Source organism: Vogesella margarita, assembly GCF_028548475.1.
GTDB lineage: Bacteria > Pseudomonadota > Gammaproteobacteria > Burkholderiales > Chromobacteriaceae > Vogesella > Vogesella margarita.
In genome coordinates this window covers 85,906-112,613 of sequence record NZ_JAQQLE010000006.1, presented here as the reverse complement: position 1 = coordinate 112,613, position 26,708 = coordinate 85,906, and the positions used below count along the sequence as shown (strand labels likewise).

The window sequence follows — 26,708 nt, the reverse complement described above, 5'->3', positions numbered from 1 at the left end:
GGGTGTCCGCTAGCGGGCCCGGTCGCCGTTCAGGCGGGCGGGGTCTCGGCGCCGGCATTCCTGCCGCCTGCGGACGGCGCCGGGACGGTGTCTGTCCGGTCTGGCGGCGCGCAGGCATGGCGGACGTCGTGCTGCAGCTCGCAGTCGCAATCGAATGGCTGCGGCCTGGCCACGGCATAACCCTGTGCGTAGTCGACGCCGATGTCGGCCAGCGCCCGCAGGATGGCCGGCGTTTCCACGAACTCGGCAATGGTGCGCTTGCCCATCACGTGGCCGATGTGGTTGATGGCCTCGACCATGGCACGGTCGATCGGGTCGTCGAGCATGTCCTTGACGAAGCTGCCGTCGATCTTCAGGTAGTCCACCGGCAGGTGCTTCAGGTAGGCAAACGAGGACATGCCGGCGCCGAAGTCGTCCAGCGAGAAGCGGCAGCCCAGCTTTTGCAGCTCGGTGATGAAGTGGATGGCGCTGGCGAGGTTGGCGATGGCGCTGGTCTCGGTGATCTCGAAGCAGATCATGCGCGGCGGGATTGCGTGCAGGCGGAACTGCTCGTGCAGGAAGTCCAGGAATGCCTGGTCGCCGATGGTGGTGCCGGACAGGTTGATGGCGCAGGTGCTGATCGGCGTCGCCTTGCCGCAGCGCAGTCGCGCGGCGAGGATGGCAAACGCGCTTTGCACCACCCAGCGGTCGATCAGCGGCATCAGGCCGTAGCGCTCTGCCGCCGGGATGAAGCTTGCCGGCGGTACCAGGCTGCCGGTTTCGTCGTGCAGGCGAAGCAGCAGCTCGACATGGCGGCTATCGTCGTGGTCTTTGTCCAGCGGCGCGATAGGCTGCGCGTACAGGCATAGCCGCTGCTCTTCCATGGCCTGGTGGATGCGCTGCACCCAGGCCATCTCGCCGACGCGCAGCGACAGTTCCGAATCGTCCGGATGGTAGAGCTGTACCCGGTTGCGCCCCTTCTCCTTGGCCATGTAGCAGGCGACGTCGGCGGCGCGCAGCGCCTCGCTCAGCGTGGTCAGGGCGCCGGTCAGGTGCACCAGGCCGATGCTGACGCTGACGTTGAACGGCCGGCCACCCCACACGAAGTGCAGGTCCTGCACCGTCTGGCGCAGGGATTCGGCAATCTCCAGTGCGACATCGGTCGGGCAGTGCTCCAGCAGGATGCCGAATTCGTCGCCGCCGAGGCGGGCGAGGGTGTCGCTGTCGCGCAGCCGCTGTTGCAGCAGCAGGCAGATCTGGCGCAGCAGCTCGTCGCCGGCGGCGTGGCCGCAGGTGTCGTTCACCACCTTGAACTGGTCGAGGTCGAGGAACATCAGCACGTGTTGCTGCTGGCCTGCGTGCTGGGGCGCCAGATTGCCCAGCGCCTGTTCCAGCCGGTATTCGAATTCGCGGCGGTTGACCAGCCCGGTCAGCGCGTCGTGCGAAGCCTGCCATGACAGGCTGGCGATGTACTGCCGTTCCCGTGTCATGTCGTGCAGCACCAGCACTGCCCCGCTGGGCTGGCCGTTGCTGTGGATCGGCGCCGCCACCAGTGCCACCGGCACGGTGTTGCCGTCCAGGCGCACCAGCAGCAGCGAGTGGCTGCTGCTGGTGCGCTGGCCACCGGCCAGGATCTGTTCGATCAGCGCCATGCCATCCTGCCGGGCGCTCTCGTCCACGATGCGGAACAGCGAGACGAGCGGCAAGCCGAGCGCCTGCTCCAGCGTCCAGGTGGTCAGCTTTTCCGCCGCCGGGTTCAGGTAGGAGGTCAGGCCGTCGGCGTCGATGGTGATCACCGCGTCGCCGATGGAGGCGAGGGTGACCTGCGCCCGTTCCTTTTCCGCCTGCAACGCGCTCTCGGAGGCGTGACGCTGATTCAGCAGCTTGCGCGTGCGCAGCAGCGCAAGCAGGATCAGCAGGGCGGCGCTGAGCAGGTTGGCGGTCAGCAGCACGCGCTGGATGACGCGCGAACCTTCGCCCAGGGTGTCGGAGAAGGCTTTCTCCATCGGGGTGACGCGACTGTTGATGGCGTAGATTTCAGCCTTCCAGGCAGCGATGTCGGGCGGGGCGACCAGGTCGGCGCTGATCTGGCGCTGCATCTGTTCCGCAAGCTCCGTCAGCTCCTGCAGGTTGCGGTCGCCGAACTCCCAGTAGGAGATCGCCTGCTGCAGGTAGCTGAACTGGCGGAAGTTCTGGTACAGCCAGATCAGGCCGGCGATGTCCTGCGGGTGGTTGCCGCCCTGCAGGAAGCCGGCACGGGCCAGTGCCAGGTTCGGCTCCGGCTGCTCCAGTGCCATGCGGGCGATGTGGTCGCCAAGCGGAAGGGCGATGGCGGTCTGGTATTGCCGGAAGTGGCGCGGGTTGCGGCTGTCGGCGTACAGGTTGAGATAGTAGATGGCGTCTTTTTGCCCTTTCGACCACAGGCTCTCGCCGCTGACGTAGGCGCGTACCGCGGACTGGATCTCCAGGCTGATGCCGGCCAGCGTCGCCAGCAGCAGGGCGACGGCGATGAACGGCCAGAGCAGGCCGGGCAGCTGTGCGGTGTTGCGATTGCGGTGTCGTGTCATGCCCTTGCTCACCCCGGCAAGTGGCGGGCAGCAGAGGTGCTGCTCGCGGTCGTTCAGGTCAGGCCTTGTCGCTGTGTTGCTGTCTCGGGTGCTGCGCCGGCCGGCGATGCCGGCTTGGCTGTGCTTGTTTTTCTCATGCCATGGAGGATGATAGATAGCCTTGCTTACGCTGGATAGCTAATTCATCCGATTCCGTGGCAGAAATGAAAACAGCCATGCAAAGGCATGGCTGTCGGCGGCAGGATTGCGGCCAACGTTGGCCGCAACGCTTATTGCCAGCAGAGCAGGGTGTGGTGTTTCTTGCCGCGCTTGAGCAGGCTGTAGCGGCCGAACAGGCGCTCGCCGTCGCCGATCTGGTGTTCGAGGCTGTCGGTCTTGTTGCCGTTGACGCTGACGGCACCGCTCTGGATGAAGGTGCGCGCCTCGGACTTGGACTTGGCCAGGCCACCGGCCACCAGCACGTCGATCAGGCCGCTGCTGTCGCACGGCAGCTGCACGCTGGGCATGCCGTCCTGCGCCAGTTGCGCGAGGTCGGATTCGGTCAGGTCGGTCACGCTGCCGGAGAACAGGCTGGCGCTGATGCGCTGCGCGGCTTCCACCGCCGCCTGGCCGTGCACCAGCGCGGTGACCTGTTCCGCCAGGATGCGCTGCGCCTGCGGCTTGCTGCCGCTGGCCTTGTCCTCTTCCTCGATGGCGGCGATCTCGGCCACCGACAGGAAGGAGAAGTAGCGCAGGAACTTGTACACGTCGGCGTCGGCGGTGTTGAGCCAGAACTGGTAGAACGCGTACGGGCTGGTCTTGCTCGCGTCCAGCCAGATGGCGCCGCCTTCGGTCTTGCCGAACTTGGTGCCGTCGGCCTTGGTCACCAGCGGCAGGGTCAGGCCGAACACATGTTGCTGGTTGATGCGGCGGGTGAGGTCGGTGCCGGCGGTGATGTTGCCCCACTGGTCGGAGCCGCCGATCTGCAGCTTGCAGCCGTGGCGGCGGTTCAGCTCGGTGAAGTCGTAGCCCTGCAGCAGGCTGTAGCTGAATTCGGTGTAGCTGATGCCCTGGTCTTCGCGGCTGATGCGCTGCTGTACCGATTCCTTCTTGATCATCTGGTTGACCGAGAAGTGCTTGCCGATGTCGCGCAGGAACTCCAGCGCGCCCATGCCGCCAAACCAGTCGTAGTTGTTGGCCATGATCGCGGCGTTGTCGCCTTCGAAGCTCAGGAACGGCGATACCTGGCCGCGGATCTTGTCGACCCAGCCGGCGATCACGTCCGGGGTGTTCAGCTTGCGCTCGGTGGCCTTGAAGCTCGGGTCGCCGATCATGCCGGTGGCGCCGCCGACGAGGGCGATCGGGCGGTGGCCGGCCTGCTGGAAGCGGCGCAGTACCAGCACCGGCACCAGGTGACCGAGGTGGAGGCTGTCGGCGGTCGGGTCGAAGCCGCAATACAAGGTCACACTTTCCTTAGCCAGCAGTTCGTCGAGTGCCGCCGCGTCGGTTTGCTGGGCGATCAGGCCGCGAGCTTGCAGTTCCTGGATAAGGCTGGATTGGTGCATGTATTTCTTCTCCACATGAGCAGGACGCGGGCCGTGGGCCGCGCGTTGACGATTGCGCCTGTTGGCGTTGCAACAAAAGATGGCGATTTTAACCGAAAATGACGCTTCGTAACGTGCGCTCTGGCGACGGGCTGGCTTTGGGTGAACAATGCCGGGCTTGGCCGCCAAGCGCGCAAACTGGAAAGGATGCAGCAAACATGAGCAGGATGATCAAGGTGTGGGATGTGCCGACGCGGCTGTTTCACTGGACGATGGTGCCGGTGTTTGCCGGGCTGTGGTTTACCGCCGAGCAGGGGGGCGACTGGATGGAGTGGCATCTGCGTCTTGGCATGCTGATGCTGGTGCTGGTGCTGTTCCGCGTGCTGTGGGGGCTGTGCGGCAGCCAGACGGCGCGCTTCGGCAATTTTCTTGCCGGGCCGGCGCGTATCCTCGCCTATCTGGCAGGGCAGCTGCCGGTGACGGCGCAGCCGGGGCATAACCCGCTGGGTGGCTGGATGGTGCTGGCGCTGCTGCTGGCCTTGCTGCTGCAGGCCGGGTTGGGGCTGTTTGCCGCCGACGTCAACAGCTATCTCTACGACGGCCCGCTGAAGGTGCTGATCGACGGCGATCTGGCCGAGCAGATCACCGGCTGGCACAAGGACTGGTTCGATGTGCTGCTGCTGCTGGCAGCGGTACACGTGCTGGCGGTGGCGTTCTACAAGGTTGGCCGCAACACCGACCTGGTGCGCCCGATGTTCAGCGGGATGAAGGCGCTGCCGGGCGAGGTCGCGCCCTTGCGCTTTGCCTCGCCGTGGCGGGCGCTGGTGTTGCTGCTGCTGGTGGCGCTGCTGGTGTTTGGCGGCGTGCCGTGGCTGGCGGCCAGCGTGGCGGCCTGAAGCGCCTTAGAACCTGTTCACGATCTGCTGCGCTTCGGCGATACCGCGTTGAAAACGGCTTCGGAATGCTCATTTACCACTTGTAAACTCCGCTTCCTCAGCCGTTTTCGCCTTGTCTCGCTCTAGCTCGCGAGATCGTGAACACGTTCTTGCGGAAATGAAAAACCGCCAGTCCTTATCGACTGGCGGTTTTTGTTTCTGGCAGCGTGATTGTGCCTGGCGGCGCTTAGCGCATCGGGCCGCGGAAGCTGTCGTGACAGGCCTTGCAGCTGGCGGCCACGGCACCGTAGTCGCGGCGGATGGCGGCGAGGTCGTCGCCGCGCGCGGTTTTCTGCAGCTGGCCAACCGCGAGCAGGAACTTGTCCTGTTCGGCCTTCCATTTTGCCGGTTCGCTCCAGATCGCCGGCTTGGCGCGGCTGACGTCGTCGATGGTGCCCGGCTTGAACTGGCCGAACGGCGCCGCGGCGACGGCCTTCAGCGCGTCGGCGTGCTGGATGAACACATCCTTGCGGTAGCCGCTGCCGCGCAGCATCACGCCCATCGGTTCGAAACTGCGCAATACCTGTTTGAAGGCTTTCTGGCGGTCTTCGCCCGGGCCGGCCTGGCTGGTGGTGGCGACGAGGGCGAGGGTGGCAAGCAGGAGAATTTTTTTCATGGTCTTGATGCGGGTGGGAGACGGATTTCAGGAAGCCGCGCGCCAAAAAAGTTCAGCCCCGCCCGGGGCTGAACGCGGTGGCGATGGCTGGACTCAGTCGTTGCGGAAGCTGTCGTGACAGGCCTTGCAGGTCTTCTGGGTGGCGCCGAACTGGGCCTTGATCGCGGTGAGGTCGCCGCCGGCGGCGGTCTGTTTCAGCTTGGCGGTCTCGGTCTTGTGTTTGTCGATGGCGGCCTTCCAGTCTTGCGGCTTGCTCCAGATCTCGGCGCGGGCGCCGGTCTTGCCCTTGTCGCTGCCAGCCGGGAAGTGCTGCCACGGCTGCTGTGCCAGCGCATCCAGATGCGCGGCCAGCTTGGCGAATTCGTCCTTGCTGTACGGCGTTTCGCCCTTCACGGTCTTGGCCATGGTGGCGACGGTTTGCTTGTACTGCTTGAAGATTTCCTGGCGCTGGGTCACCGGGTCGGCGGCAAACGCCGGGCTCAGCAGCACGGTACAGGACAACACGGTGAGCAGTAGCTGTTTCATCTGTGGGCTCCTTGCGGATGGGATAGGCAATCGATGGCGGCAGCTTAGCACAGCGCACTGCAGCATCGAAGCGGCGGGCGGTTAACAGTTGTTAACGGTGTTGTTATATAGTAACATTTAAGAATTGCTGCTATTTATCTCCTCATTCTTTTAACTCCCGGTGACTTGTCATGGATAAAGCTGGCTTTATTGCCGCGGCCGACCTGCAGTGCCAGCAACAGGGCGTGAAGCTGACCGCGCTGCGCCGTCAGGTGCTGGAGCTGGTGCTGGCGCACGAAGGCGTGGTCAAGGCCTATCAGGTGCTGGCCGACCTGCAGCGCGAGCGCGGCATCGCCGCCCCGCCGACGGTGTACCGGGCGCTGGATTTCCTGGTGGAAGCCGGCCTGCTGCACAAGGTCGACGCGCTCAACGGCTATATCGTGTGCCGCCACGTCGGCTGCTGCCACGAAGGGCTAATCCTGGTTTGCTCCGCCTGCGGCGACGTCAGCGAGGTGGACGCAAGTCCAGCGCTGGACGTGCTGCGCGAGCAGGCGCTGTTGCAGGGCTTCGCCATCCGCCAGCAAAACCTTTTACTGACAGGACTATGCCAGGCATGTCGAGTATGAAAAAAACCACCGTCAACGTGCTCACCGGCTTTCTCGGGGTGGGCAAGACCACGGCGCTGCGCCACCTGATCGCGCAGCGGCCGCAACATGAAAAATGGGCGATCATCGTCAACGAGTTCGGCGAGATCGGTATCGACGGCGCGGTGCTGGATAACGGCGAGCTGCCGGTGGCCGAAATCGCCGGCGGCTGCCTGTGCTGCGTCGCCGGGCCGCAGATGACGGTCACCGTCGCCAACCTCTTGCGCCGCGAGAGGCCGGACCGGCTGATCATCGAGGCCAGCGGCCTCGCCCACGCTGCCGGGCTGATCGACGAGCTGCGCGCCGAGCCGCTGGGCAACGCGCTGCAGGTCGGCGCGGTGATGACGCTGGTCGATCCGCGCCAGTTCGCCAACAACGACTACTTCCGCCAGCCGCTGTACCGCGACCAGGTGATGATCGCCGACGTGCTGCTGGCCACCAAGTGCGACCTTGCCGACGCGCCAACGTTGGCCGCATACCGCGACAAGGCCGCCGCGCTGTTTCCGCCCAAGTCGCTGATCGCCGAGATCAGCGATGGCGCCGCCGATCCGGCATGGCTGGATGCGGCTGTGCAGAACAAGTCGCGCTACCGGCCGGCGGTGCGCCCGGGCGACGCCTCCGGCTGGCAATCGCAGGGCTGGACCTTCGCGCCGGACGCGGAGTTCTCCGGCGAGGCGCTGACCGACCTGTTCGACAGCCTGTCGCAACGGGTCGACGGCCTGGTGCGCGCCAAGGGCGTGTTCCGCGTGCTGGACACCTGGCTGTGGCTGAACTGGACCGAAGGGCAGTGGGCGGCCAACCAGGTGGCGTGGCGCCGCGACAGCCGCTTCGAGGTGATCGGCAGCCGCATCGACGCCGACGCGCTGGAAGCCGCCATCCAGGCCTGCGTGCTGCCGGCCGGCAGCGGGAACGGGGCGTGAGCGGCATGACACACTCCCATCAGCACGAACACCCCGCACACGAGCACCATGCGCACTCCCATCCGCACCCGCACGCCGCCGGCGAAACCTCGCACCTGCCGCGCTGGCGCCTGCTGTCGCTGTCCGCCGGCCAGCGCCTGCTGCTGGCCGCGCTGCCGCTGGCCGCGTTGTGGCTGCTGGTGCACTGGGCACTGCAGGAGGTGGCATGATCCGGCTGGAAAACCTGACGGTGTCCTACCGTCGCCACCCCGCCGTGCACCACGTCAGCGGCAGCTTTGCCGACGGCCAGGCCACGGCGATCTTCGGCCCCAACGGCGCCGGCAAGAGCACCCTGCTGAAAACCATCATGGGCGCGCTGAAGCCGGACTCCGGCCGTGTGGAGATGCGCGGCGTCGCACGCCGCGACCTCGCCTACCTGCCGCAGCAGTCGGAAATCGACCGCTCGCTGCCGGTATCGGTGATCGATCTGGTGTCCAGCGGCCACTGGCAGCGCAGCGGCCTGTTCGGCAAGGTTGGCCGCAACGATGACGACGCGTCGTGGAACGCGCTGGTGACCGTTGGTCTGGAGGACTTCGCCACCCGCCCGATCTCCGCGCTGTCCAGCGGCCAGTTCCAGCGCGTGCTGTTCGCCCGCATCCTGGTGCAGGACGCGCCGCTGATTCTGCTCGACGAGCCGTTCAACGCCGTCGACGCCGCCACCACCGCCGACCTGCTGCGCCTGGTCGAGCGCTGGAAGACGGAAGGGCGCACCGTGATCGCGGTGCTGCACGACGAGCAGCAGGTGCGCGAGCACTTTCCGCAGACGCTGCTGATGGCGCGCGAGGTGATCGCCTGGGGCGACACCGCCGAGGTACTGACCGCGGACAAGCTGCGCCGCGCCAGCGATACCGCCGCGCACTGGTCGGCCAATGCCCCGGTGTGCCGCGTGGATGGAGTAACGCCGTGATCGATTTCCTGTACCAATGGGTGCTGGCACCCTTTGTCGAATTCGCCTTCATGCGCCGCGCGCTGGTGGCGTGTCTGGCGCTGGCGCTGGGCAGCGCGCCGGTCGGCCTGTTCCTGGTGATGCGGCGCATGAGCCTGGTCGGTGACGCGATGAGCCACGCGGTGCTGCCCGGCGCTGCCGTCGGCTTCCTGATCGCCGGCCTGAGCCTGCCGGCGATGAGCCTTGGCGGCTTTGTCGCCGGCGTGCTGGTGGCCGGTTTTGCCGGCCTCGCGACGCGCTTTACCGAGATCAAGGAAGACGCGAGCTTTGCCGCCTTCTACCTGCTGTCGCTGGCCATCGGCGTACTGCTGGTGTCCGGCAGCGGCAGCAATGTCGACCTGATGCACCTCTTGTTCGGCTCGGTGCTGGCCGTGGACGACGCCGCGCTGCTGCTGGTGGCCAGCGTCGCCAGCGTGACGCTGCTGACGCTGGCGGTGATCTACCGCCCGCTGTTGCTGGAAAGCCTGGACCCGGTGTTCCTGCGCGCGGTCGGCGGCCACGGCAGCGTGTGGCACCTGCTGTTCCTGCTGCTGGTGGTGCTGAACCTGGTATCGGGCTTCCAGGCGCTGGGCACGCTGATGTCGGTGGGGCTGATGATGCTGCCCGCGATCTGCTCGCGGCTGTGGGCGGCCACGGTCGGCGGCATGATGCTGGCGGCCTTCCTGATCGCCGCGCTGGCGGGCATGGGTGGGTTGCTGCTGTCCTATCACGTCGAGCTGCCGTCCGGGCCGTGCATCATCCTGCTAGCCGGCCTGTTTTATATCGTTTCGCTGTTTGTTGCCCCGCAGGGCGGCGTGTTGCCCCGCCTGCTGCGGCAACGTCATTTGGAGAGTTGAGCGCGTGAACGTACGGAAAATTATTGTGAGCAGCCTGCTGTTGTCGCCGCTGGCGGCGTGGGCCAACCTGCCGGTGGTCGCCAGCTTCAGCATCATGGCCGACATCACCCGCGAAGTCGGCGGCGAGCGCGTCAGCGTGGTGTCGCTGGTCGGTGCAGATCAGGACGCCCACGTGTTCCAGCCCAAACCGGCCGACGTCAAGAAGCTGGCCGAGGCCAAGGTGTTCGTGGTCAACGGCCTCGGCTTCGAGGGCTGGATCAATCGCCTGAACAAGTCGGCCAATTTCAAGGGCGTGACCATCACCGCCGCTAACGGCATCAAGCCGCTAGAGGTGGCGGAAGACGGGTACGGCCACGACGAGCATGGTCACGACCACGGCCATGCCGATCCGCACGCCTGGCACAACCCGCAGCACGTGCTGCGTTACGTCGACAACATCGCCGCCGGCCTCAGCCGCGCGGATGCCGCAGGCGCCAGCTACTACCGCGAGCGCGCCGCCGCCTACAAGGCGCGGCTGCAGGAGCTGGACAGCTGGGCCGGCAAGCAGTTTGCCGCGGTGCCGGCGGCGCGGCGCAAGGTGCTGACCTCGCACGATGCCTTCGCCTACCTCGGCCAGCGCTACGCGATCCGCTTCATGGCACCGCAAGGGGTGAGCACCGACGCCGAGGCCTCGGCCAAGTCGGTGGCGCAGCTGATCCGCCAGGTGAAAAAGGAACAGGTAAAGGCGGTGTTCATCGAGAACATGTCCGACCGGCGCCTGATCGACCAGCTGGCGAAAGAAGCCGGCGTCAAGGTTGGCGGCAAGCTGTACTCCGATGCGTTGTCCAGCCAGCCCGGCGCGCGCAGCTATCTGGAGATGTTCCGCAGCAACGTGACCGCGCTCAGCCAGTCGATGTAAGCAGCAGCCACAGGTGCCAGCCACCGAGTGCCATCACGGCCAGTCCCGCCACCAGGCGGACTGGCCGTTGCTGTTTCAGCTGCTGCAGCTTGCTGGCAAACAGCCCCATCAGCAGCAGGTTGGGCAGGGTGCCGAGGCCGAAGGCCAGCATCACCAGCGCGCCCTGGCCGGCACCGCCGGAGGCCAGCGCGGCGATGCTGGCGGTGTAGACCAGCCCGCACGGCAGCCAGCCCCAGATCGCGCCGGCCAGCAGCGCCTGGCGGGCGGTGCGCACCGGCAGGTAGCGGCGGGTCAGCGGCTGCAGGCGCCGCCACAGCGGCCGGCCGAGGTGTTCGATGCGGGTGATGGCGGCGGACAGGCCGGCCAGGTACAGGCCGAGCAGGATCAGCAGCAGGTTGGCCGCAATGAACAGCGCGGTTTGCAGCGGCTGGTACGCCGCCTGGCTCAGTCCCCACTGCGCTAGGCCGCCGAGCAGCGCGCCGGCACAGACGTAGCTGCCGATGCGGCCAACGTTGTAGCACAGCAGGTGCCACAGCGGCGCCGTTTGCGACTTGCCCAGCGAAATGGCGGTGACGATGCCGCCGCACATGCCGAGGCAGTGCACGCCGCCAAGCAGGCCGGCAAGAAACAGGGACAGCAGACTGATTTCCAGCATGGGTGACAACGCAGGCAAAAAAGATGGCCGCTAGTGTAGCAGCCGGGCCCGGCTGCGGCGTGGAACTTGTCGTGGCCGGCCATTTGTAAACGCTGTTTATTGAATGGCCGGCGGCACATTGTGGCGCTGTTTTGCCGGTGGGACGGGGCTTGCAAAATCAGCGACATAGTCCATGGTTAAAGCTAGCAAAACCGCGCCAATGCTCGAAAAGTAGCTGTTTTCCCCGGTGAATCCACGCTGAATAACGCTGCTGGATATTGCGCCTCAGCCGGGCATTGCCGAGGCTGGAGGAGTGCCACATGACACAAAAAATCATTGTCGAACGTCTTGGGCAATCAGCAATTGTCACGATCAATAATCCGCCGGCCAATGTGTGGACGATAGAGTCGTTGCAGGAGCTGGCCAGGGCGATGGATGCGCTGACGGCCGATGACGCCATTCGCGCGGTGGTGCTGACCGGTGCCGGCGACCGCTACTTCTCGGCTGGTGCCGATCTCGCGCTGTTCGGCGACGGAGCGGCGGCGCAGGCCGGCAAGGTGGCGGACGCCTTTGCGCTGGCATTTGACGCGGTGCGCCACTACCCCGGCGTGACGGTGGCGGCGGTGAACGGCTTCGCGTTGGGCGGCGGGCTGGAGTGCGCGCTGGCCTGCGACTACATCGTGGCCGAGCGCGGCGCCAGCCTGGGGTTGCCAGAGGCGCGGGTCGGGCTGATCCCCTGTGCCGGCGGCACCAAGGCGCTGACCGACCGCGTCGGCGTGCCGTGGGCGAAGCGGCTCATCCTCGGCGGCGAGTTCGTCACCGCCGACAAGGCGCTGGCCATCGGGCTGGTGGAAGAAGTGGTGGAAAGCGGCTTGGCCAAGATTGTGGCGTTGAGTCTGGCGGCGCGGGTGCGCGAACAGTCGCCGCAGGCGATCCATGCGGCACGGCGGCTGATTGAGGCCAGTCCGTCGCAAACGTTGGCCGCACAGCTGGCGGCGGAAAAGGCGGCGTTCCTAGCGCTGATTGGCAGTGCGGAGCAGCTGGAAGGCGTGCGCGCCTTCAAGGAGAAACGCGAGCCTGGCTGGGCGGAGCAGGACGACGACTGAACGTCTCGCGGCCCGTCTGTCCATGAAAAAACCGGCCAGTGGCCGGTTTTTTCATGCTCGGGCAGCGCGGCCTGTTACTGGACCTTGGCGCTGGCTTTCAGCGACTTGATCAGTGCCTCGACGCGCTGCGACTGGATGCGCTGCTCCAGCTGCGGGCGCAGGGTTTCCAGCGGTGGTGCCGCTTCCACTTTCACGTCGTTCAGCTTGATGACGTGGAAGCCGAAATCGGTCTTCACCGGGGTGGCGGTCACCTGGCCCTTGGCCAGCTTCACCATCGCCTCGGAGAACGGGGCCACGAAGGTGCCCGGCTCGTTCCAGCCCAGGTTGCCACCGTTGTCCTTGGAGCCCGGGTCCAGCGATTTTTCCTTGGCCAGCTGCGCGAACGGCTTGCCTTTTTTCAGCGCCTCGATCACGGCCTTGGCTTCGGCTTCGGTCTTCACCAGGATGTGGCTGGCATCAAAGCTCTTGCGCTCCGGGAACTCGGCTTTCACCTTGTCGTACTCAGCACGGGCCTGGGCGTCGGTCACCGGGTTGGTGCGCAGGTGTTCCTTGATCAGGCGGTTGGCCAGCGCCATCGCCTTGGCGTTCTCGATTTCGGCGAGGTAGTCGGCGGACTTGTCCAGGCCCTTTTTCACGGCTTCCTGACGCAGGATTTCAGCGGTGATCAGCTGGTCCTTGACCATTTGCGCCATTTCCGGCGTCGATTTCTGGCCTTGCGCTTCCATCATGCGGGTGATGGCGTCGATACGCTGCTGGCTGATGGCCACGCCATTGACCGAAGTGGCGAACACGCTAGCGGTGGCGGTCAGCAGGCTGACGGCAATCAGGGTCTTTTTCAAAGGGAAGTTCATCGGGGTTTCCAGTGGTTATTGAATGTTGGCTTTCTGACGCAATTCGCCGATCGCGTCACTAATCGCTTTGTCCTGCAGATCGCGGGCGATCTGCGGCTTGACGGTTTCAAAAGGCAGCGGCTTCGCGTCGCGGATGTCCTCTACCTTGAACAGGTGCCAGCCCAGGCCGGAGCGCAGCGGCTGGGCGCTGAACTTGCCTTTGGGAATGGCTTGGAGCGCGGCAGCCAGCGGCGGTTCCATGGACGCCAGGTTTCCCCAGCCCAGGTCACCGCCACGTTCGCGGCTAGGCTGGTGGATGGATTTGCTGGCGGCCAGGGTTTCGAACTTGGCGCCTTTTTTCAGCTCGGCCAGCACGCTGTTGGCGTCGGCTTCGCTGTTGACGATGATCTGGCGGACTTTTACTTCCTTCACGCCGTTAAAGCGCTCGCTGTACTGCTGGTAGGCCGCCTTCAGCGCGCTGTCCGACACCGGGTTGGTGTTGACGCTTTGCTGGAAGAAGGCCTGCTGCAGCAATTCGGTGCGTGCCTCGGCTAGCTGCTGCTGGAATTCCGGCTTCTTGTCGAGACCGGCCTTGGTGGCGGCCTGCACGATCAGTTCACGGTTGATCAGGCGCTGGCGCACTTCTTCGCGCAGGGCCGGGCTGTCTTTCAGCTGGCCGCCGCTGTTGCCGATGAGCTGCTTCACGGCCTGGTCCAGGGTGCTGCTGTCGATGGCGCTACCGTTGACGGTGGCTACCGGTGCGGCCAGGCTCGGGGTGCTGCCGAGGGCAGCCAGCAGCAGGGCCGCGATAGTGAGTGATTTCTTCATGGAGTGGATTTCAGAGATCGTCCGGAGTAAGGGTTTTGAGTGCCAGCGCGTGGATGCCCTGTTGCATCAGGTCGCCGAGCGCATCGTACACCATGCGTTGCCGCTCGATGCGCGACTTGCCGCTGAAACAGGCGCTGACGATCAGCACATTGTAGTGGCCGCCGCTTTTGGCACCGGCGTGGCCGGCATGGGATGCGCTGTCGTCCTCGATGTCGAGGTGTTCCGGCGCCAGTGCCGCCAGGCGCTGGCGCATGGTATCGATGATGGCGCTCATGCCGGCAGCACCTTGCGGAATGGCTTGACGATGACACTGGCGTAGACGCCGGCGGCGACATAAGGATCGGCCTGCGCCCATTGCTCGGCTGCGGCCAGCGATTCGAATTCGGCGACGATCAGGCTGCCGGTGAAGCCGGCTGGGCCCGGGTCGTTGCTGTCGATGGCCGGGAACGGGCCTGCCAGCAGCAGCCGGCCGTCATTCTGCAGTGCCTGCAGGCGGGCCAGGTGTTGCGGACGTGCCGCCAGGCGGTTGTCGAGGGAGTCGGGGGCGTCGGTGCCTGTGATTGCGTACAGCATGGTGCCTTTCTGTGTCTCTCAAAAGCGGTCCGGCCGGTGGCAGACCTGCTGCGGGGGCGGTGAAGGCGGGCCGCGGTTCTGCACTGGCGGGCACCGGAATCACTGCGCGGTATCTGCTGAAATGGCGGCCGTGGCTGCGATTTCAAGCGGCTGGGCCGGAGGGGGCAACAATATGTCAGGATTATGCGGTGCCGGTTAGTGGCTGACAAGCCGGCGGGGCTACCGCGGGGCTGTCGAGTGGAGTAGAGTGGGGTAGAGTTGACTTCGGCATTAATCGTGCCAAGTGGTAGCACGATTGAATCATCATTCATGGAAACAGGGTAGGGAACAGATAATGACAACAGGGCCGTTTCGTCTGGTGACGCGCAGTGATTTCGATGGTCTGGTCTGCGCGGTGTTGCTCAACGAGCTCGGGCTGATCGACGACATCAAGTTCGTGCACCCGAAAGACATGCAGGACGGCAAGGTCGACATCACCGAGCGCGACATCACCACCAACCTGCCGTACGTCGAAGCCGCACATCTGGCCTTCGACCACCACCTGTCCGAAACCCTGCGCAACGCCTCCGGCAAGCAGAACCACATCATCGACGCCGCGGCGCCATCCGCCGCGCGCGTGGTGTACAACTACTACGGCGGCAAGCAGCGCTTCCCGATGATCTCGGACGATATGATGGCGGCGGTGGACAAGGCCGACGCCGCGCAGTTTTCGCGCGAGGAGATCCTCGATCCGAGCGGCTGGGTGCTGCTCAACTTCCTGATGGACGCCCGCACCGGGCTGGGCCGTTTCCGCGAATTCCGCATCAGCAACTACGCGCTGATGATGGACCTGATCAAGTACTGCCGCGACCACTCCATCGACGAGATCCTGCGGTTGCCGGACGTGCACGAGCGTGTCGAGCTGTATTTCGAGCACGAGGCGGCGGCCAAGGCGCAGATCCAGCGCTGCGCCCGTGTCGAGGGCAAGGTGGTGGTGCTGGACCTGCGCAACGAGACGCTGATCCACCCGATCAACCGTTTCATGATCTACGCGCTGTACCCGCAGGCCAATATTTCCATCCACGTGCTGTGGGGGCTGAACCAGCAGAACACCGTATTCGCCACCGGCAAGTCGATCCTCGATCGCAGCAACCGCACCAGCGTCGGTGAACTGATGCTGAAGTACGGCGGTGGCGGTCACGAGGCCGCCGGTACCTGCCAGGTCGACAACGACCAGGCCGAGCGCGTGCTGGCCGAGCTGGTGGCGCAAATCAATGCCAACGAGGGTTAAGCCCCCCTCATTTGTTGCAGCAATTCCCGTGCGGCAAACAGGTCCTCGCATACCGCCAGGGCCTGTTTTGCCATGCTGGCCGGCGGCTGTACGATGTCCGGCACGATGATGACCCGCATGTTGGCCGCCAGCGCGGCGCTGGCGCCATGCACCGAGTCTTCCAGCACGATGCAGCGCTGCGGTGCCACCTGTAGCCGCGCCGCTGCCGCCAGGTAGATGTCCGGCGCCGGCTTGCTGTTGGCAACGTCGCTGGCGCTGACCACATGTTGGAAATAGGGGGCCAGCCCGCTGCGTTGCAGTTTCAGCTGTGCCAGTTGCCCTTCGGTGGCGGTACCAACGGCACGGGGAATGGCCTGTTGCCGCAACCAGTCCAGCAGTGCGGTAATGCCGGGCTTGAGCGGAATGTCGCCGTGCTGCAGCTGCTGGTGGTAGTACTGCCGGTTCAGTTGTGCCAGCGCCGGCATGTGTGTGGACAGCTCGGGGTGCTGCTGCAGGTGGCGCAGGCAGTGCTGGTGACTGAGGCCGACCAGCTGGTGCAGGGTGTCCTCGCCGATGCGGGTGCCCAGCTCGCTGGCGGCATCGCGCCAGGCCTGGGCGCAGAGCTGCTCGGTGTCGATCATCAGTCCGTCCATGTCCAGCAAAATGGCGTCGTACGGCATGGTGTGCTTATCCTTATGGGGCGGGTGGGGTGGTAAAGCCGCGTGGCCTGCTGTCTTTTATCATAAAATGCCCGAAGGGTAGTGGCGCCGCCGCGGGCGGCAAGCAAACACAGCGAAAGGTGTTATGGCGTATTCGATACTGGTGGCGAACCCCAAGGGTGGCAGCGGCAAGTCGACGCTGTCGACCAATATCGCCGGTTTTTACGCGTCGCAGTCGACCAGGGTGATGCTGGGCGATATCGACAAGCAGCAGTCGTCGCTGAGCTGGCTGGCGCAGCGGCCGCCGGCGGCGCCACCTATCCAGGGCTGGCAGATGACCGAGGGCCTGGCCAAGCCGCCGAAGGACACCCAGGTGGTGATCCTCGACAGCCCGGCCGGGCTGGACGGCAAGCGGCTGCGCGCGCTGGTGAAGAAGGTCGACCGCGTCATCGTGCCGATCCAGCCGTCGCCGTTCGACATGTGGGCCAGCAGCGAATTCTTTGACGCCTTGCTGGCAGAGAAGGCGGTGCGCAAGGAAAAGACCTTCGTCGGCGTGGTCGGCATGCGCGTCGATCCGCGCACCCGCTCCGCGCGTGAGCTGGAAAGCTTCCTGTCTCGCTACCAGGTGCCGGTGCTGGGCTGGATCCGCGACACCCAGTTCTACGTGCAGGCCGCCGGCGCTGGGCTGACGCTGTTCGATCTGCCGCCGGCACGGGTGCGGCGCGACATCGAGGCGTGGCGCCCGATCCTGTCCTGGCTCGACAATTAGCGCTTGACGCCCCGATTTTGCGCGGCGTAGAGTCAGTACCGTTTGCCCTGCGCCCATCAGCGCCGCAGGGCAGGAAAATTGCAAGCGAAAGCCGCCCGGCTTTCGCTTTTTATTTGGGGGCTCCCGAAATCTGCACCGCTATCCGGAACGGCGGTGCGGCACCATTCCACGAATGGTTTCCCGAATGCACATGGAGTGACAGCTGATGATCCACACCGAACTCAATTACGGCGATGTCTATCTCGTTCCGAAAAAAACCGTTGTCGACAGCCGCAAGGAGTGCGACACCTCGGTGCAGTTCGGCCCGCGCCGTTTCGTGATGCCGCTCTATGCGGCCAACATGAAGAGCGTGGTCGATGCCGAGACCTGCGAGTACTTCGCGCGCCGCAACTGGTTCTACACAATGCACCGCTTCGATGTCGACGCCGTGGCCTTCGTGCGCGACATGCAGGCCAAGGGCCTGTTCGCCTCGATCAGCGTCGGTGTCAACGGCGACACCCTGCAGCAGCTGGCGGCGCTCAAGGCAGCCGGGCTGAGCCCGGAGTACATCACCCTCGACGTCGCCAACGGCTGGTGCGTGAAGGCGGAGCAGATGATCCGTTTCATCAAGCGCGAATTCCCGCACTGCTTCCTGATCGGCGGCAACATCGCCACCGCTGAGGCGGCGCGTGATCTCGAAGCGTGGGGTTGCGACGCGATCAAGGCCGGTATCGCCGGCGGCCGGGTGTGCATCACCAAGAACAAGACCGGCTTCCACCGCCCGATGGTGGCCACCGTGCGCGACTGCGCCGCCGCGGTGTCGGTGCCGGTGATCGCCGACGGCGGCATCGTCGAGCACGGCGACGTGGCCAAGGCGCTGGCCTGCGGCGCGAGCATGGTGATGGCCGGCTCGCTGTTTGCCGGCTACGACGAATCGGCGGGCGAGATCGTCGAGATCGACGGCAAGCGCTACAAGGAGTACTTCGGCAGCGCCTCGCAGTTCAACAAGGGCGAGTACAAGAACGTGGAAGGCAAGAAGATCCTGGTCGAGTACAAGGGCAGCATCGCCCGCCTGTTGCTGGAGCTGCAGGAAGACCTGCAGTCGTCGGTCAGCTACGCCGGCGGCCGCGAGCTATCCGCGCTGCGCACGGTGCAGATAATCGCCGTCGCGCACTAGGTCGGAGAGGGGGCGGTCTGCCCGTTGGCAGGCCGGCCCGGTTTGCGCCGCAGGGTGACGGGCGGCGCGCTTGAAACAAGGTGAGGTCGTGTTGTCGCTCCCGTTACGCCGCAGTCTGGCTGCCGCCGGCTGGTGGCTGTTTTCCGTTTACCTGTTGTTGTTGAAGCCGGCCGGTGCGCCGTCGGCGATTCCCCATTTCGACAAGCTGGGCCACGCGTTGCTGTTCGCGGTGTGGGCATGGCTGCTGGCGCGCAGCCTCGCCGCCCGCCAGCGCTCGCAGTTGCGGCCAACCTTGTGGCTGTGCCTGGGCTGGGCGCTGCTGTCCGAGCTGGCGCAGGGCAGCCTGACGCTGACCCGCAGCGCCGAGGCGGGCGACGTGGTGGCCGACATGGCCGGCGCGCTGATCGGCCTGTACCTGTGGCGGCGAAGCCAGGGCCGGTGACGCGTGCGGCCAACGTTGGCCGCAAGGCAAAGCGTGCCGCTCAGGTGCTGTCGCGCGCCAGCAGCCGGTAGCCGAGATCGACCCGCGTCGCCGCCGGTGCCTTGCCCGCCATCAGCTGCAGCAGCATGGCGGCCGCGGCCTTGCCGATGTCGTAACGCGGGGTGTCGACCGTGGTCAGCGACGGATTGCTCCACGCCGAGGCGTCCAGGCCGTTGAAGCCGGCAATCGCCAGCTGCTGCGGGATGGCTATTTGGCGGCGCTGGCACTGGAACAGCACGCCCAGCGCCAGGTCGTCGTTGTTGCAGAACACGGCGTCGCAGTCTGGTGCCTGCAGCAGCAGGCGATCCAGCAGCCGCGAGCCGAGTCCGACCGAGGACGGGCTGGCCTCGGCCAGCTCGCGATGCGGCTGATACAGGCCGGCTTCGCGCAGCGCGGCACGGTAGCCCTCGCCGCGCTTGAGGGTGCGCGGGTCCAGCTGCGCGGCTAGGAAGGCGATGCGGCGATAGCCCTTGTCCAGCAGGAAGCGGGTGAGGGCGTAGCCGCTGTCGTACTGCGAGAAGCCGACGCAGGGGCTGTCGCCCTGTTCCGTCAGTTCCATCATGTGCACTGTAGGAATGGCGGCGGTCTGCAGCAGCGTCTGCGCTGCCGGGGTGTGGTCGAAGCCGGTGATCAGGATGCCGTCCGGGTTGTACTCCAGATAGGTGCGCAGCAGCTTTTCCTCGGCCTGCGGCGAGTAGCGGGTGTCGCCGATCAGCATCTGGTAGCCGGCCGGGTGCAGCGTGTCGTGGATGGCGGCGAGGGTGTCGACGAACACGGTGTTGGACAGCGACGGTACCAGCACCACCACGCTGTGCGACTTGGCCGATGCCAGCGAGCGCGCGGCGCGGTTGGGGACATAGCCCAGCAGCTGCACCGCGTCGTCGATGCGCTGGCGCAGCGCCTCCGAGACCAGCTCCGGCTTGTTCAGCGCGCGGGAAATGGTGATGGCGCTGACACCGATATGGTTGGCAACATCGCTCAAGGTGGTCCGGCTCTGGCCGGTGCGGGGTTTGCGTTCGCTCATGGGCTGCCATTGTAAGGGGGTGGGCGGCTTGCATCGCCGGATTCGATGTTGCGCTGCACGATCAAAACTGCTTTACCTGGTTGAATGTTAGCGCTAACCTTCGAGCAACCTTAGCACCCGGTACCGCTTTGCTCAAGCACCGGACACCAGTGGCCGCGCGATGCGGCTTTTCATTCACCTGAATATGTTAACGCTAACATGAATAAAGCACCGATGATTGTGGTGATGGGCGTATGCGGTTGCGGCAAGAGCGAGATCGGTCGCCGCCTGGCCGCGGCGCTGGACACCGGCTTTGTCGAAGGCGACGACTTCCATCCGCCGCACAATGTGGCGCGGATGGAGGCGGGCACGCCGCTGACCGATGCCGACCGCCAGCTGTGGCTGGAAACGCTGCGCGACCAGCTCGCCGCCGCCGCGGCGGATGGCCGCGGGCTGGTGTTGTCCTGTTCGGCGCTGAAACGGCGCTACCGCGACCTGCTGCGCGAGGGCGATGCCGCCACCGTGTTCGTGCACCTGCACGGCAGCCGGGCGCTGATCGGGCTGCGGATGCAGGCGCGGCAGGGCCATTTCATGCCGCTGGGCCTGATCGACAGCCAGTTTGCCGATCTGCAGCCGCCGGCGGCGGACGAACGCGCCATTGCCGGCGACATCACCCTGCCGCCGGACGAGCTGGTCCGGCACATCCTGCAGCAGCTGGCTGCACTGTCGTGAGGAGCAATCATGCATAACTGCTTATCCCGTATCGAACGGCTTGTTGAATGGCTGATGGCGCTGGCGCTGGCGGTAATGGTGACGCTGGTGTTCGGCAACGTGGTACTGCGCTACGTGTTCGATTCCGGCATCGCTGCCGCCGAGGAAGTCTCGCGGCTGATGTTCGTGTGGCTGGTATTTCTTGGCGCCATTCTCGCGCTGCGGCAGAACGCGCACCTGGGCGTGGAAATGGTGCAGGCGCGGTTGCCGGCGGCGTGGCGCCGTGGCTGTGCCGTGCTCAGCCATCTGCTGATGCTGTATGCGCTGTGGCTGTTCCTGCAGGGCAGCTGGAACCAGACCCTGATCGGGCTGGAAACCTACTCCACCGTGCTCGGCTTCCCGATGGCGCTGTTTGCCGGCGCCGGGCTGTTGTGCGCGGTAGCCATGCTGTTGCTGATTGCGGCCAACCTGTACCGCATCGTGATCCGCCACCCGCAGGCACAAATCCCCGGCAGTCCGGACACCCATTCCAACGCCCAGGACTTGTAAGGAATACACCATGACAATCGTGATTTTTCTGGCCGTGCTGTTTGCCTGCATGGCGCTGGGCATGCCGGTAGCTTTTGCCCTGATGCTGACCGGCATCGCGCTGATGTTCCACCTCGATTTCTTCGACGCGCAACTGGTCGCGCAGAACCTGCTGTCCGGCGCCGACAACTTTCCGCTGATGGCGGTGCCATTCTTCATCCTCGCCGGTGAACTGATGAACGCCGGCGGCATTTCGCGGCGCATCATCAACCTGGCGGTGGCCTTTGTCGGTCACATTCCCGGCGGCCTCGGTTTTGTCGCCATCGCCGCCTCGGTATTGCTGGCCAGCCTGTCCGGCTCCGCCATTGCCGATACCGCGGCGCTGGCCACGCTGCTGATCCCGATGATGCGCGACCACGGCTACCCGGTGGGCCGCGCCTCCGGCCTGATCGCCTCCGGCGGCATCATCGCGCCGATCATTCCGCCCAGCATGCCGTTCATCATTTTCGGCGTCACCACCAATACCTCGATTACCGCACTGTTCCTCGCCGGTATCGTTCCGGGGCTCTTGATGGGTATCGGCCTGGTGGTGACCTGGCTGCTGGTGTCGCGTGGCTTGAATGTCACGCCACAGCCGAAGCAGAGCTGGGCGCAGCGCCGCTACGTGCTGCGTGATGGGATCTGGGCGCTGATGCTGCCGGTGATCATCATCGGCGGCCTGAAGTTCGGCATCTTTACCCCGACCGAGGCGGCGGTGGTGGCGGCGATGTATTCGCTGCTGGTCAGCCTGCTGGTGTATCGCGAGCTGAAGCTGCCGGCCTTGCAGCCGGTATTCGTGCACGCCGCGCGCACCACTGCCACGGTGATGTTCCTGTGTGCCGCCGCGCTGGTGTCGTCGTACATGATCACGCTGGCCGATCTGCCGGCACAGATCGCCGAAATGCTGGGGCCGCTGATGGAGCAGCCGCGCCTGCTGATGGCCGCCATGATGGCGCTGCTGCTGGTGGTCGGCATCGTGATGGACCTGACGCCGACCATTCTGGTGCTGGGGCCGGTGATGATGCCGCTGGTGCAGCAGGCCGGCATCGATAGCACCTATTTTGGCGTGATGTTCGTGCTGGTCGGCTCCATCGGCCTGATCACGCCACCGGTGTGCACCGTGCTCAACGTGGTGTGCGGCGTGGCCAAGATTTCGCTGGAAAGCGCCACCCGCGGTGTATGGCCATTCCTGATGACCTACCTGCTGCTGCTTTCCCTGCTGGTGGCAGTGCCGGAGCTGGTCACCGTGCCGGCCAAGTTCTTCCGCTGAGCGCAAGCCAGCCTGATTACAGCTGTAAACAACACAACCAAGGAGAGAATCATGAAAACACTGTTCAAGCCGCTGCTGGCCTGCCTTATTACCGCCGGCGCCCTTGCCGCACCGCAGGCGCTGGCCGCCGACATCAAGCCGCGTCTGATCCGTTTTGGCTATGGCCTCGCGGAAGACAGCAACCAGGGCCGTGCGGTGAAGCTGTTCGCCGACGAAGTGGCCAAGCGCTCCGGCGGCAAGCTGAAGGTGAAGGGCTTCGGCTCCGCCAGCCTCGGCAACGACGTGCAGATGCAGAACGCGCTGATCGGCGGTGCGCAGGAAATGATGGTCGGCTCCACTGCCACGCTGGTAGGGGTGGAAAAGGATTTCGGCGTCTACGACCTGCCGTTCCTGTTCGGGAATGAAAAAGAGGCCGACACCGTGCTGGATGGCCCGTTCGGGCAGAAGCTGATTGCCCGGCTGCCGGCCAGGGGCCTGGTCGGCCTGACCTACTGGGAAAACGGCTTTCGCAACGTAACCAACACCAAGCGTCCGATCACCCGCTTCGAGGACTTCCAGGGCATCAAGCTGCGCGTGATGCAGAACCCGGTGTACATCGACATGTTCAACAGCTTCGGCGCCAATGCGGTGCCGCTGGCCTTCGCCGAGCTGTTCACCGCGCTGGAGACCCGCGCCGTGGACGGTCAGGAAAACCCGGTCAACACCATCCAGTCCAGCAAGTTCTACGAAGTGCAGAAGTACCTGTCGGTAACCAAGCACGTGTACAGCCCGTGGGTGATGACCGCCAGCAAGAAGTGGTGGGACGGCCTGTCGCGCGACGAGCAGAAGATCCTGCAGGACGCCGCACTGGCGTCGCGCACCTTCGAGCGCAAGGATTCCCGCGCCGAGGCGATGCGCAGCGTGAAATTCCTGACCCAGCAGGGCATGAAGATCAACATGGTCAGCGACGCCGAGCTGGCACGCATGCGCGAGAAGGCCAAGCCGGCCTTCGACAAGTTTGCGGCCAACGGTGGCGCCGTGGTGCTGAAGGAACTGCAGGGGGCGCTGGGCCAGGTGCGCAAGTAAGTTCCCGTTTCCAGATGGCGGCGCCAGCGTGCGCCGTCCGCTGTTTGTTTCCGCGCCGGCATCTGCCGGCGCTTTGTTTTGTCCATACCCGCTCAAAGGTTGGCCGCAAGCACTGGCGCGGCTGTCGGCCAAGCCATGTCCGCCGTTGCAGGTGAATCGGGTATTATGTAGGGTATCCTTTTCCGGCTTCGCATGGCGGCAGCGGTCGCGGTGACGGTACGGCGCAAGAAAAGCAGGGTGCCCAGGCGGGTGCGGCATCGGTGATGCGTGGCGGAAGCCCCCTGCAAATCATGAGGTTAATCCATAAATGTTATTGATGATCGACAACTACGACTCCTTCACCTACAACCTCGTGCAGTACTTCGGCGAGCTGGGGCAGGAAGTCAAGGTCTTCCGCAACGACGAAATCACGCTGGAAGAAATCGAGGCGCTGGCGCCGCAGTACCTGGTGCTGTCGCCCGGCCCGTGCACACCGAACGAGGCGGGCATCTCGGTGCCGGCCATCCACCACTTCGCCGGCAAGCTGCCGATCATGGGCGTGTGCCTGGGCCACCAGAGCATTGGCCAGGCCTTTGGCGGCAAGATCGTCCACGCCAAGCAGCTGATGCACGGCAAGGTGTCGCCGGTGCACCATCACGATGTCGGCATGTTCCGTGATATCCCCAACCCGGTGACCTGCACCCGCTATCACTCGCTGGTGATCGAGCGCGCGTCGCTGCCGGCGTGCCTGGAAATCACCGCCTGGACCGACGACGGCGAGATCATGGGCGTGCGCCACAAGACGCTGCCGATCGAGGGCGTGCAGTTCCACCCCGAGTCCATCCTGACCCAGCACGGCCACCGGATGCTGGACAACTTCCTGAAAGAATTCGCCTGAAGCGCACAGCGTCGCAGACGCCGGAGAACAAAAGATGATCACACCGCAGGCCGCCCTCAATCGCCTGATCGACCAGAACGAGCTGTTCCACGATGAAATGCTGGACCTGATGCGCCAGATCATGCGCGGCGAAGTACCGCCGACGCTGATCGCCGCCATCCTGATCGGCCTGCGCGTGAAAACGGAAAGCGTGTCGGAAATCGCCGCCGCGGCGCAGGTGATGCGCGAGTTCGCCACCCGTGTGCCGGTGAATGACACCACGCGGCTGGTGGATACCTGCGGCACCGGCGGTGACAAGAGTCATACCTTCAACATCTCCACCACCGCCGCCTTTGTGTCGGCGGCGGCCGGCGCCCGCGTCGCCAAGCACGGCGGCCGTTCGGTGTCGTCCAGTTCCGGCAGCGCCGACGTGCTGGAGGCGCTCGGCGTCAACCTCAACCTCAGCCCGGAGCAGGTCGGCCGCTGCATCGACGACATCGGCGTCGGTTTCATGTTCGCGCCCAACTACCACAGCGCGATGAAGTACGTGGCGCCGGTGCGGCGCGAGCTGGCGGTGCGCACCATCTTCAACATCCTCGGCCCGCTGACCAACCCGGCCGGCGCGCCCAACCAGGTGATGGGCGTGTTCCACCCCGACCTGGTCGGCATCCAGGCGCGTGTGTTGCGCGAGCTGGGCAGCCAGCACGTGATGATCGTGCACGGCGAGGACGGCCTCGACGAGATCACCCTGTCCGGCTATACCAGCATCGCCGAGCTGAAGGACGGTACCATCCGCGAATACCGTATCGACCCGGCCGACTTCGGCATCGCCCACGCGCCGCTGGCCGCGCTGCGCGCCGACAGCGCCGAGCAGTCGAAAACCATGCTGCTGGCGGTGCTCGAAGGCCAAAGCGGCCCGACGCGCGACATCGTGCTGCTCAATGCCGCGGCGGCGATCTACACCGCCGGCGTCACGGCCAGCCTGGCCGACGGCGTGGCGCTGGCCCGCTCCGTGATCGACAGCGGCGAGGCACGCGCCAAGCTGGACGCGCTGGTAAAACTGAGCCAGTCACTATAATAAATGCCCGGCCGCCGGCAGAGTGCCGGCGCTTGCGGCCAACCTTCTACCTTCTTACCGGGTTTGAGCCATGACCATCTCTCCCTCCATTTTCAAGGCCTACGACATCCGTGGCATCGTCGGCGACACCCTGACCGCCGACGTTGCGCGCCTGATCGGTCGCGCCATCGGCAGCGAAGCGCGCGAGCGCAAGGTCGGCACCATCTGCGTCGGCCGTGACGGCCGCCTGTCCGGCGCCGAGCTGTGCCACGCGCTGTCCGACGGCATCCGTGCCGCCGGCGTCGACGTGATCGACGTTGGCCGCGTCGCCACGCCGATGCTGTACTTCGCCGCCTACCAGTTGGAAACCTACTCCGGCGTGATGGTCACCGGCAGTCACAACCCGCCGGACTACAACGGTTTCAAGATGATGCTGGACGGCGACACCCTGGCCGGCGACTGGATCCAGAAGCTGTACCAGCGCATCGTCGACAACGACTTTGCCGACGGCCACGGCGGCTACAGCACCCACGACATCGTCGACGCCTACCTCGATCGCATCACCGGCGACATCAAGCTGGCGCGGCCGATGAAGGTGGTGGTCGACTGCGGCAACGGCGTGCCCGGCGATTTCGCACCGGAGCTGTTCCGCGGCCTCGGTTGCGAGGTGCACAAGCTGTTCTGCGAGGTCGACGGCACCTTCCCCAACCATCATCCGGACCCGGCCAAGCCGGAAAACCTGCAGGACGTGATCCGCGCGCTGCAGGATACCGACGCCGAGATCGGCCTCGCCTTCGACGGCGACGGCGACCGCCTGGGCGTGGTCACCAAGGACGGCAACATCATCTGGCCGGACCGCCAGCTGATCCTGTTCGCGCAGGACGTGCTCAGCCGCCAGCCGGGCAGCAAGATCATCTACGACGTGAAGTGCACCCGCCTCTTGGCGCCGGCGATCACCGCCGCCGGTGGCGTGCCGATGATCAACCGTACCGGCCACAGCTTCATGAAGGCGGCGCTGAAAGCCAATCCGGATGCCGGCCTTGCCGGCGAGATGTCCGGCCACGTGTTCTTCAAGGAGCGCTGGTACGGCTTTGACGACGGCCTGTACGCCGGCGCGCGCCTGCTGGAAATCCTGTCCAAGGTGGCCGATCCGTCGGCGCTGCTCAATGCGCTGCCCAACGCGCTGTCGACGCCGGAATTGAACCTGAAGACCGCCGAGGGCGAGAACCACGCGCTGATCGAACGTCTGCAGCAGTCGGCGCAGTTCGACGGCGCTGAGGACATCATCACCATCGACGGCCTGCGCGTGGAGTACGCCGACGGCTTCGGCCTGATGCGCGCCTCCAACACCACGCCGGTGATCGTGCTGCGCTTCGAGGCCGACAACGCCGCCGCGCTGCAGCGCATCCAGGACGACTTCCGCCGCGTGCTGGCGAAGGAAACCAGCGCAGCGCTGCCGTTCTAAGAATATGTTCACGATCTGCTGC

The 26,708-nt window shown here is 65.3% G+C and carries 30 protein-coding genes; 19 read left to right on the top strand and 11 right to left on the bottom strand.

Translation table 11 applies throughout. The features are described from left to right. Positions 1–29 precede the first annotated feature (29 nt). Together PQU96_RS08395 and tyrS are read right to left on the bottom strand one after the other, a co-directional pair. Positions 30–2,546 carry an EAL domain-containing protein gene (locus tag PQU96_RS08395; protein WP_272771854.1) on the bottom strand — a complete coding sequence of 839 codons (2,517 nt, stop codon included), beginning with the start codon at positions 2,544–2,546 and terminating at the stop codon, positions 30–32. Between the two features lie 269 nt (positions 2,547–2,815). Further along, a complete protein-coding gene (tyrS, locus tag PQU96_RS08390; protein WP_272771853.1) occupies positions 2,816–4,090 on the bottom strand; it encodes a tyrosine--tRNA ligase in 1,275 nt (424 codons plus the stop codon). 197 nt (positions 4,091–4,287) lie between these two features. Between tyrS and PQU96_RS08385 the strand changes: the two genes are divergently transcribed. Continuing rightward, positions 4,288–4,965: a cytochrome b/b6 domain-containing protein gene (locus tag PQU96_RS08385; RefSeq protein WP_272771852.1), complete on the top strand. Its 678-nt coding sequence runs from the start codon at positions 4,288–4,290 to the stop codon at positions 4,963–4,965. Between the two features lie 226 nt (positions 4,966–5,191). Here the strand turns inward: PQU96_RS08385 and PQU96_RS08380 are convergent, their stop codons facing one another. After that, positions 5,192–5,620: a c-type cytochrome gene (locus PQU96_RS08380; RefSeq protein ID WP_272771850.1), complete on the bottom strand. Its 429-nt coding sequence runs from the start codon at positions 5,618–5,620 to the stop codon at positions 5,192–5,194. Between the two features lie 93 nt (positions 5,621–5,713). Then, positions 5,714–6,145 carry a c-type cytochrome gene (locus PQU96_RS08375; protein WP_272771849.1) on the bottom strand — a complete coding sequence of 144 codons (432 nt, stop codon included), beginning with the start codon at positions 6,143–6,145 and terminating at the stop codon, positions 5,714–5,716. 170 nt (positions 6,146–6,315) lie between these two features. On the opposite strand from PQU96_RS08375, the gene PQU96_RS08370 reads away from it, so the two are divergent. Genes PQU96_RS08370 through PQU96_RS08345 form a run of 6 tightly spaced genes read left to right on the top strand, consistent with a single transcriptional unit; the run spans position 6,316 to position 10,407 of the window. After that, on the top strand, positions 6,316–6,750 hold the full coding sequence (locus tag PQU96_RS08370) for a Fur family transcriptional regulator (protein WP_272771848.1): 435 nt from the start codon (positions 6,316–6,318) through the stop codon (positions 6,748–6,750). Continuing rightward, a complete protein-coding gene (locus PQU96_RS08365; protein WP_272771847.1) occupies positions 6,738–7,688 on the top strand; it encodes a CobW family GTP-binding protein in 951 nt (316 codons plus the stop codon). The genes PQU96_RS08370 and PQU96_RS08365 overlap by 13 nt, the downstream gene beginning before the upstream one ends. A gap of 5 nt (positions 7,689–7,693) precedes the next feature. Beyond that, entirely contained in the window at positions 7,694–7,897 is a 204-nt protein-coding gene (locus PQU96_RS08360; protein WP_272771846.1) for a hypothetical protein, read from the top strand. Continuing rightward, positions 7,894–8,634 (top strand): metal ABC transporter ATP-binding protein, encoded by a 741-nt coding sequence (locus PQU96_RS08355; RefSeq protein WP_272771845.1) that lies wholly within the window; start codon positions 7,894–7,896, stop codon positions 8,632–8,634. The genes PQU96_RS08360 and PQU96_RS08355 overlap by 4 nt, the downstream gene beginning before the upstream one ends. Positions 8,635–8,684: 50 nt before the next feature. Beyond that, positions 8,685–9,509: a metal ABC transporter permease gene (locus PQU96_RS08350; protein ID WP_272771912.1), complete on the top strand. Its 825-nt coding sequence runs from the start codon at positions 8,685–8,687 to the stop codon at positions 9,507–9,509. Positions 9,510–9,513: 4 nt separating this feature from the next. After that, positions 9,514–10,407, top strand: coding sequence for a metal ABC transporter substrate-binding protein (locus tag PQU96_RS08345; RefSeq protein ID WP_373316280.1), 894 nt, complete (start codon positions 9,514–9,516; stop codon positions 10,405–10,407). Here PQU96_RS08345 and PQU96_RS08340 read toward each other — a convergent pair. Then, the gene (locus tag PQU96_RS08340) at positions 10,391–11,062 is read right to left on the bottom strand and encodes a sulfite exporter TauE/SafE family protein (protein ID WP_047966461.1); all 672 of its coding nucleotides are present in this window, start codon (positions 11,060–11,062) and stop codon (positions 10,391–10,393) included. The two genes, PQU96_RS08345 and PQU96_RS08340, sit on opposite strands and share 17 nt — an antisense overlap. Before the next feature lie 299 nt (positions 11,063–11,361). Here PQU96_RS08340 and PQU96_RS08335 point away from each other — a divergent pair, with 299 nt between their 5' ends. After that, a complete protein-coding gene (locus PQU96_RS08335) occupies positions 11,362–12,147 on the top strand; it encodes an enoyl-CoA hydratase (RefSeq protein WP_272771843.1) in 786 nt (261 codons plus the stop codon). A gap of 74 nt (positions 12,148–12,221) precedes the next feature. On the opposite strand, the gene PQU96_RS08330 is transcribed toward PQU96_RS08335, so the two are convergent. Genes PQU96_RS08330 through PQU96_RS08315 form a run of 4 tightly spaced genes read right to left on the bottom strand, consistent with a single transcriptional unit; the run spans position 12,222 to position 14,378 of the window. Next, positions 12,222–12,998, bottom strand: coding sequence for a peptidylprolyl isomerase (locus PQU96_RS08330; RefSeq protein ID WP_272771842.1), 777 nt, complete (start codon positions 12,996–12,998; stop codon positions 12,222–12,224). Between the two features lie 15 nt (positions 12,999–13,013). After that, positions 13,014–13,805, bottom strand: coding sequence for a peptidylprolyl isomerase (locus tag PQU96_RS08325; protein ID WP_272771841.1), 792 nt, complete (start codon positions 13,803–13,805; stop codon positions 13,014–13,016). A 10-nt stretch (positions 13,806–13,815) separates the two neighbouring features. Next, positions 13,816–14,079, bottom strand: a complete 264-nt coding sequence (locus PQU96_RS08320; RefSeq protein WP_272771840.1) for a BolA family protein — start codon at positions 14,077–14,079, stop codon at positions 13,816–13,818. Next, on the bottom strand, positions 14,076–14,378 hold the full coding sequence (locus PQU96_RS08315; protein WP_272771839.1) for a YciI family protein: 303 nt from the start codon (positions 14,376–14,378) through the stop codon (positions 14,076–14,078). The genes PQU96_RS08320 and PQU96_RS08315 overlap by 4 nt, the downstream gene beginning before the upstream one ends. 334 nt (positions 14,379–14,712) lie before the next feature. On the opposite strand from PQU96_RS08315, the gene PQU96_RS08310 reads away from it, so the two are divergent. Next, on the top strand, positions 14,713–15,648 hold the full coding sequence (locus PQU96_RS08310) for a DHH family phosphoesterase (protein WP_272771838.1): 936 nt from the start codon (positions 14,713–14,715) through the stop codon (positions 15,646–15,648). Here PQU96_RS08310 and PQU96_RS08305 read toward each other — a convergent pair. Then, complete coding sequence (locus PQU96_RS08305; RefSeq protein WP_272771837.1) at positions 15,645–16,307, bottom strand: HAD family hydrolase; 663 nt, start codon at positions 16,305–16,307, stop codon at positions 15,645–15,647. The two genes, PQU96_RS08310 and PQU96_RS08305, sit on opposite strands and share 4 nt — an antisense overlap. A 124-nt stretch (positions 16,308–16,431) precedes the next feature. Between PQU96_RS08305 and PQU96_RS08300 the strand changes: the two genes are divergently transcribed. From PQU96_RS08300 to PQU96_RS08290, 3 genes are all read left to right on the top strand, one after another. After that, positions 16,432–17,055: a nucleotide-binding protein gene (locus PQU96_RS08300; RefSeq protein ID WP_272771836.1), complete on the top strand. Its 624-nt coding sequence runs from the start codon at positions 16,432–16,434 to the stop codon at positions 17,053–17,055. A 205-nt stretch (positions 17,056–17,260) separates the two neighbouring features. Continuing rightward, positions 17,261–18,211, top strand: coding sequence for a GMP reductase (locus PQU96_RS08295; RefSeq protein WP_272771835.1), 951 nt, complete (start codon positions 17,261–17,263; stop codon positions 18,209–18,211). 91 nt (positions 18,212–18,302) lie between these two features. Beyond that, the gene (locus tag PQU96_RS08290) at positions 18,303–18,653 is read left to right on the top strand and encodes a VanZ family protein (RefSeq protein ID WP_272771834.1); all 351 of its coding nucleotides are present in this window, start codon (positions 18,303–18,305) and stop codon (positions 18,651–18,653) included. Between the two features lie 40 nt (positions 18,654–18,693). On the opposite strand, the gene gntR is transcribed toward PQU96_RS08290, so the two are convergent. After that, on the bottom strand, positions 18,694–19,716 hold the full coding sequence (gene gntR / locus PQU96_RS08285) for an HTH-type transcriptional regulator GntR (RefSeq protein WP_272771833.1): 1,023 nt from the start codon (positions 19,714–19,716) through the stop codon (positions 18,694–18,696). Positions 19,717–19,914: 198 nt separating this feature from the next. On the opposite strand from gntR, the gene PQU96_RS08280 reads away from it, so the two are divergent. From PQU96_RS08280 to PQU96_RS08250, 7 genes are all read left to right on the top strand, one after another. Further along, positions 19,915–20,427 (top strand): gluconokinase, encoded by a 513-nt coding sequence (locus PQU96_RS08280; protein ID WP_272771832.1) that lies wholly within the window; start codon positions 19,915–19,917, stop codon positions 20,425–20,427. Between the two features lie 9 nt (positions 20,428–20,436). After that, positions 20,437–20,955, top strand: coding sequence for a TRAP transporter small permease (locus tag PQU96_RS08275; protein WP_272771831.1), 519 nt, complete (start codon positions 20,437–20,439; stop codon positions 20,953–20,955). A gap of 10 nt (positions 20,956–20,965) precedes the next feature. Further along, entirely contained in the window at positions 20,966–22,243 is a 1,278-nt protein-coding gene (locus PQU96_RS08270) for a TRAP transporter large permease subunit (RefSeq protein WP_272771830.1), read from the top strand. A gap of 51 nt (positions 22,244–22,294) precedes the next feature. Continuing rightward, positions 22,295–23,308 carry a TRAP transporter substrate-binding protein gene (locus tag PQU96_RS08265; protein WP_272771829.1) on the top strand — a complete coding sequence of 338 codons (1,014 nt, stop codon included), beginning with the start codon at positions 22,295–22,297 and terminating at the stop codon, positions 23,306–23,308. A 307-nt stretch (positions 23,309–23,615) separates the two neighbouring features. Continuing rightward, a complete protein-coding gene (locus tag PQU96_RS08260; protein WP_272771828.1) occupies positions 23,616–24,185 on the top strand; it encodes an aminodeoxychorismate/anthranilate synthase component II in 570 nt (189 codons plus the stop codon). Positions 24,186–24,219: 34 nt separating this feature from the next. Continuing rightward, a complete protein-coding gene (gene trpD / locus PQU96_RS08255) occupies positions 24,220–25,242 on the top strand; it encodes an anthranilate phosphoribosyltransferase (protein ID WP_272771827.1) in 1,023 nt (340 codons plus the stop codon). Positions 25,243–25,312: 70 nt separating this feature from the next. Then, a complete protein-coding gene (locus tag PQU96_RS08250; protein ID WP_272771826.1) occupies positions 25,313–26,686 on the top strand; it encodes a phosphomannomutase/phosphoglucomutase in 1,374 nt (457 codons plus the stop codon). Positions 26,687–26,708: the final 22 nt, after the last annotated feature.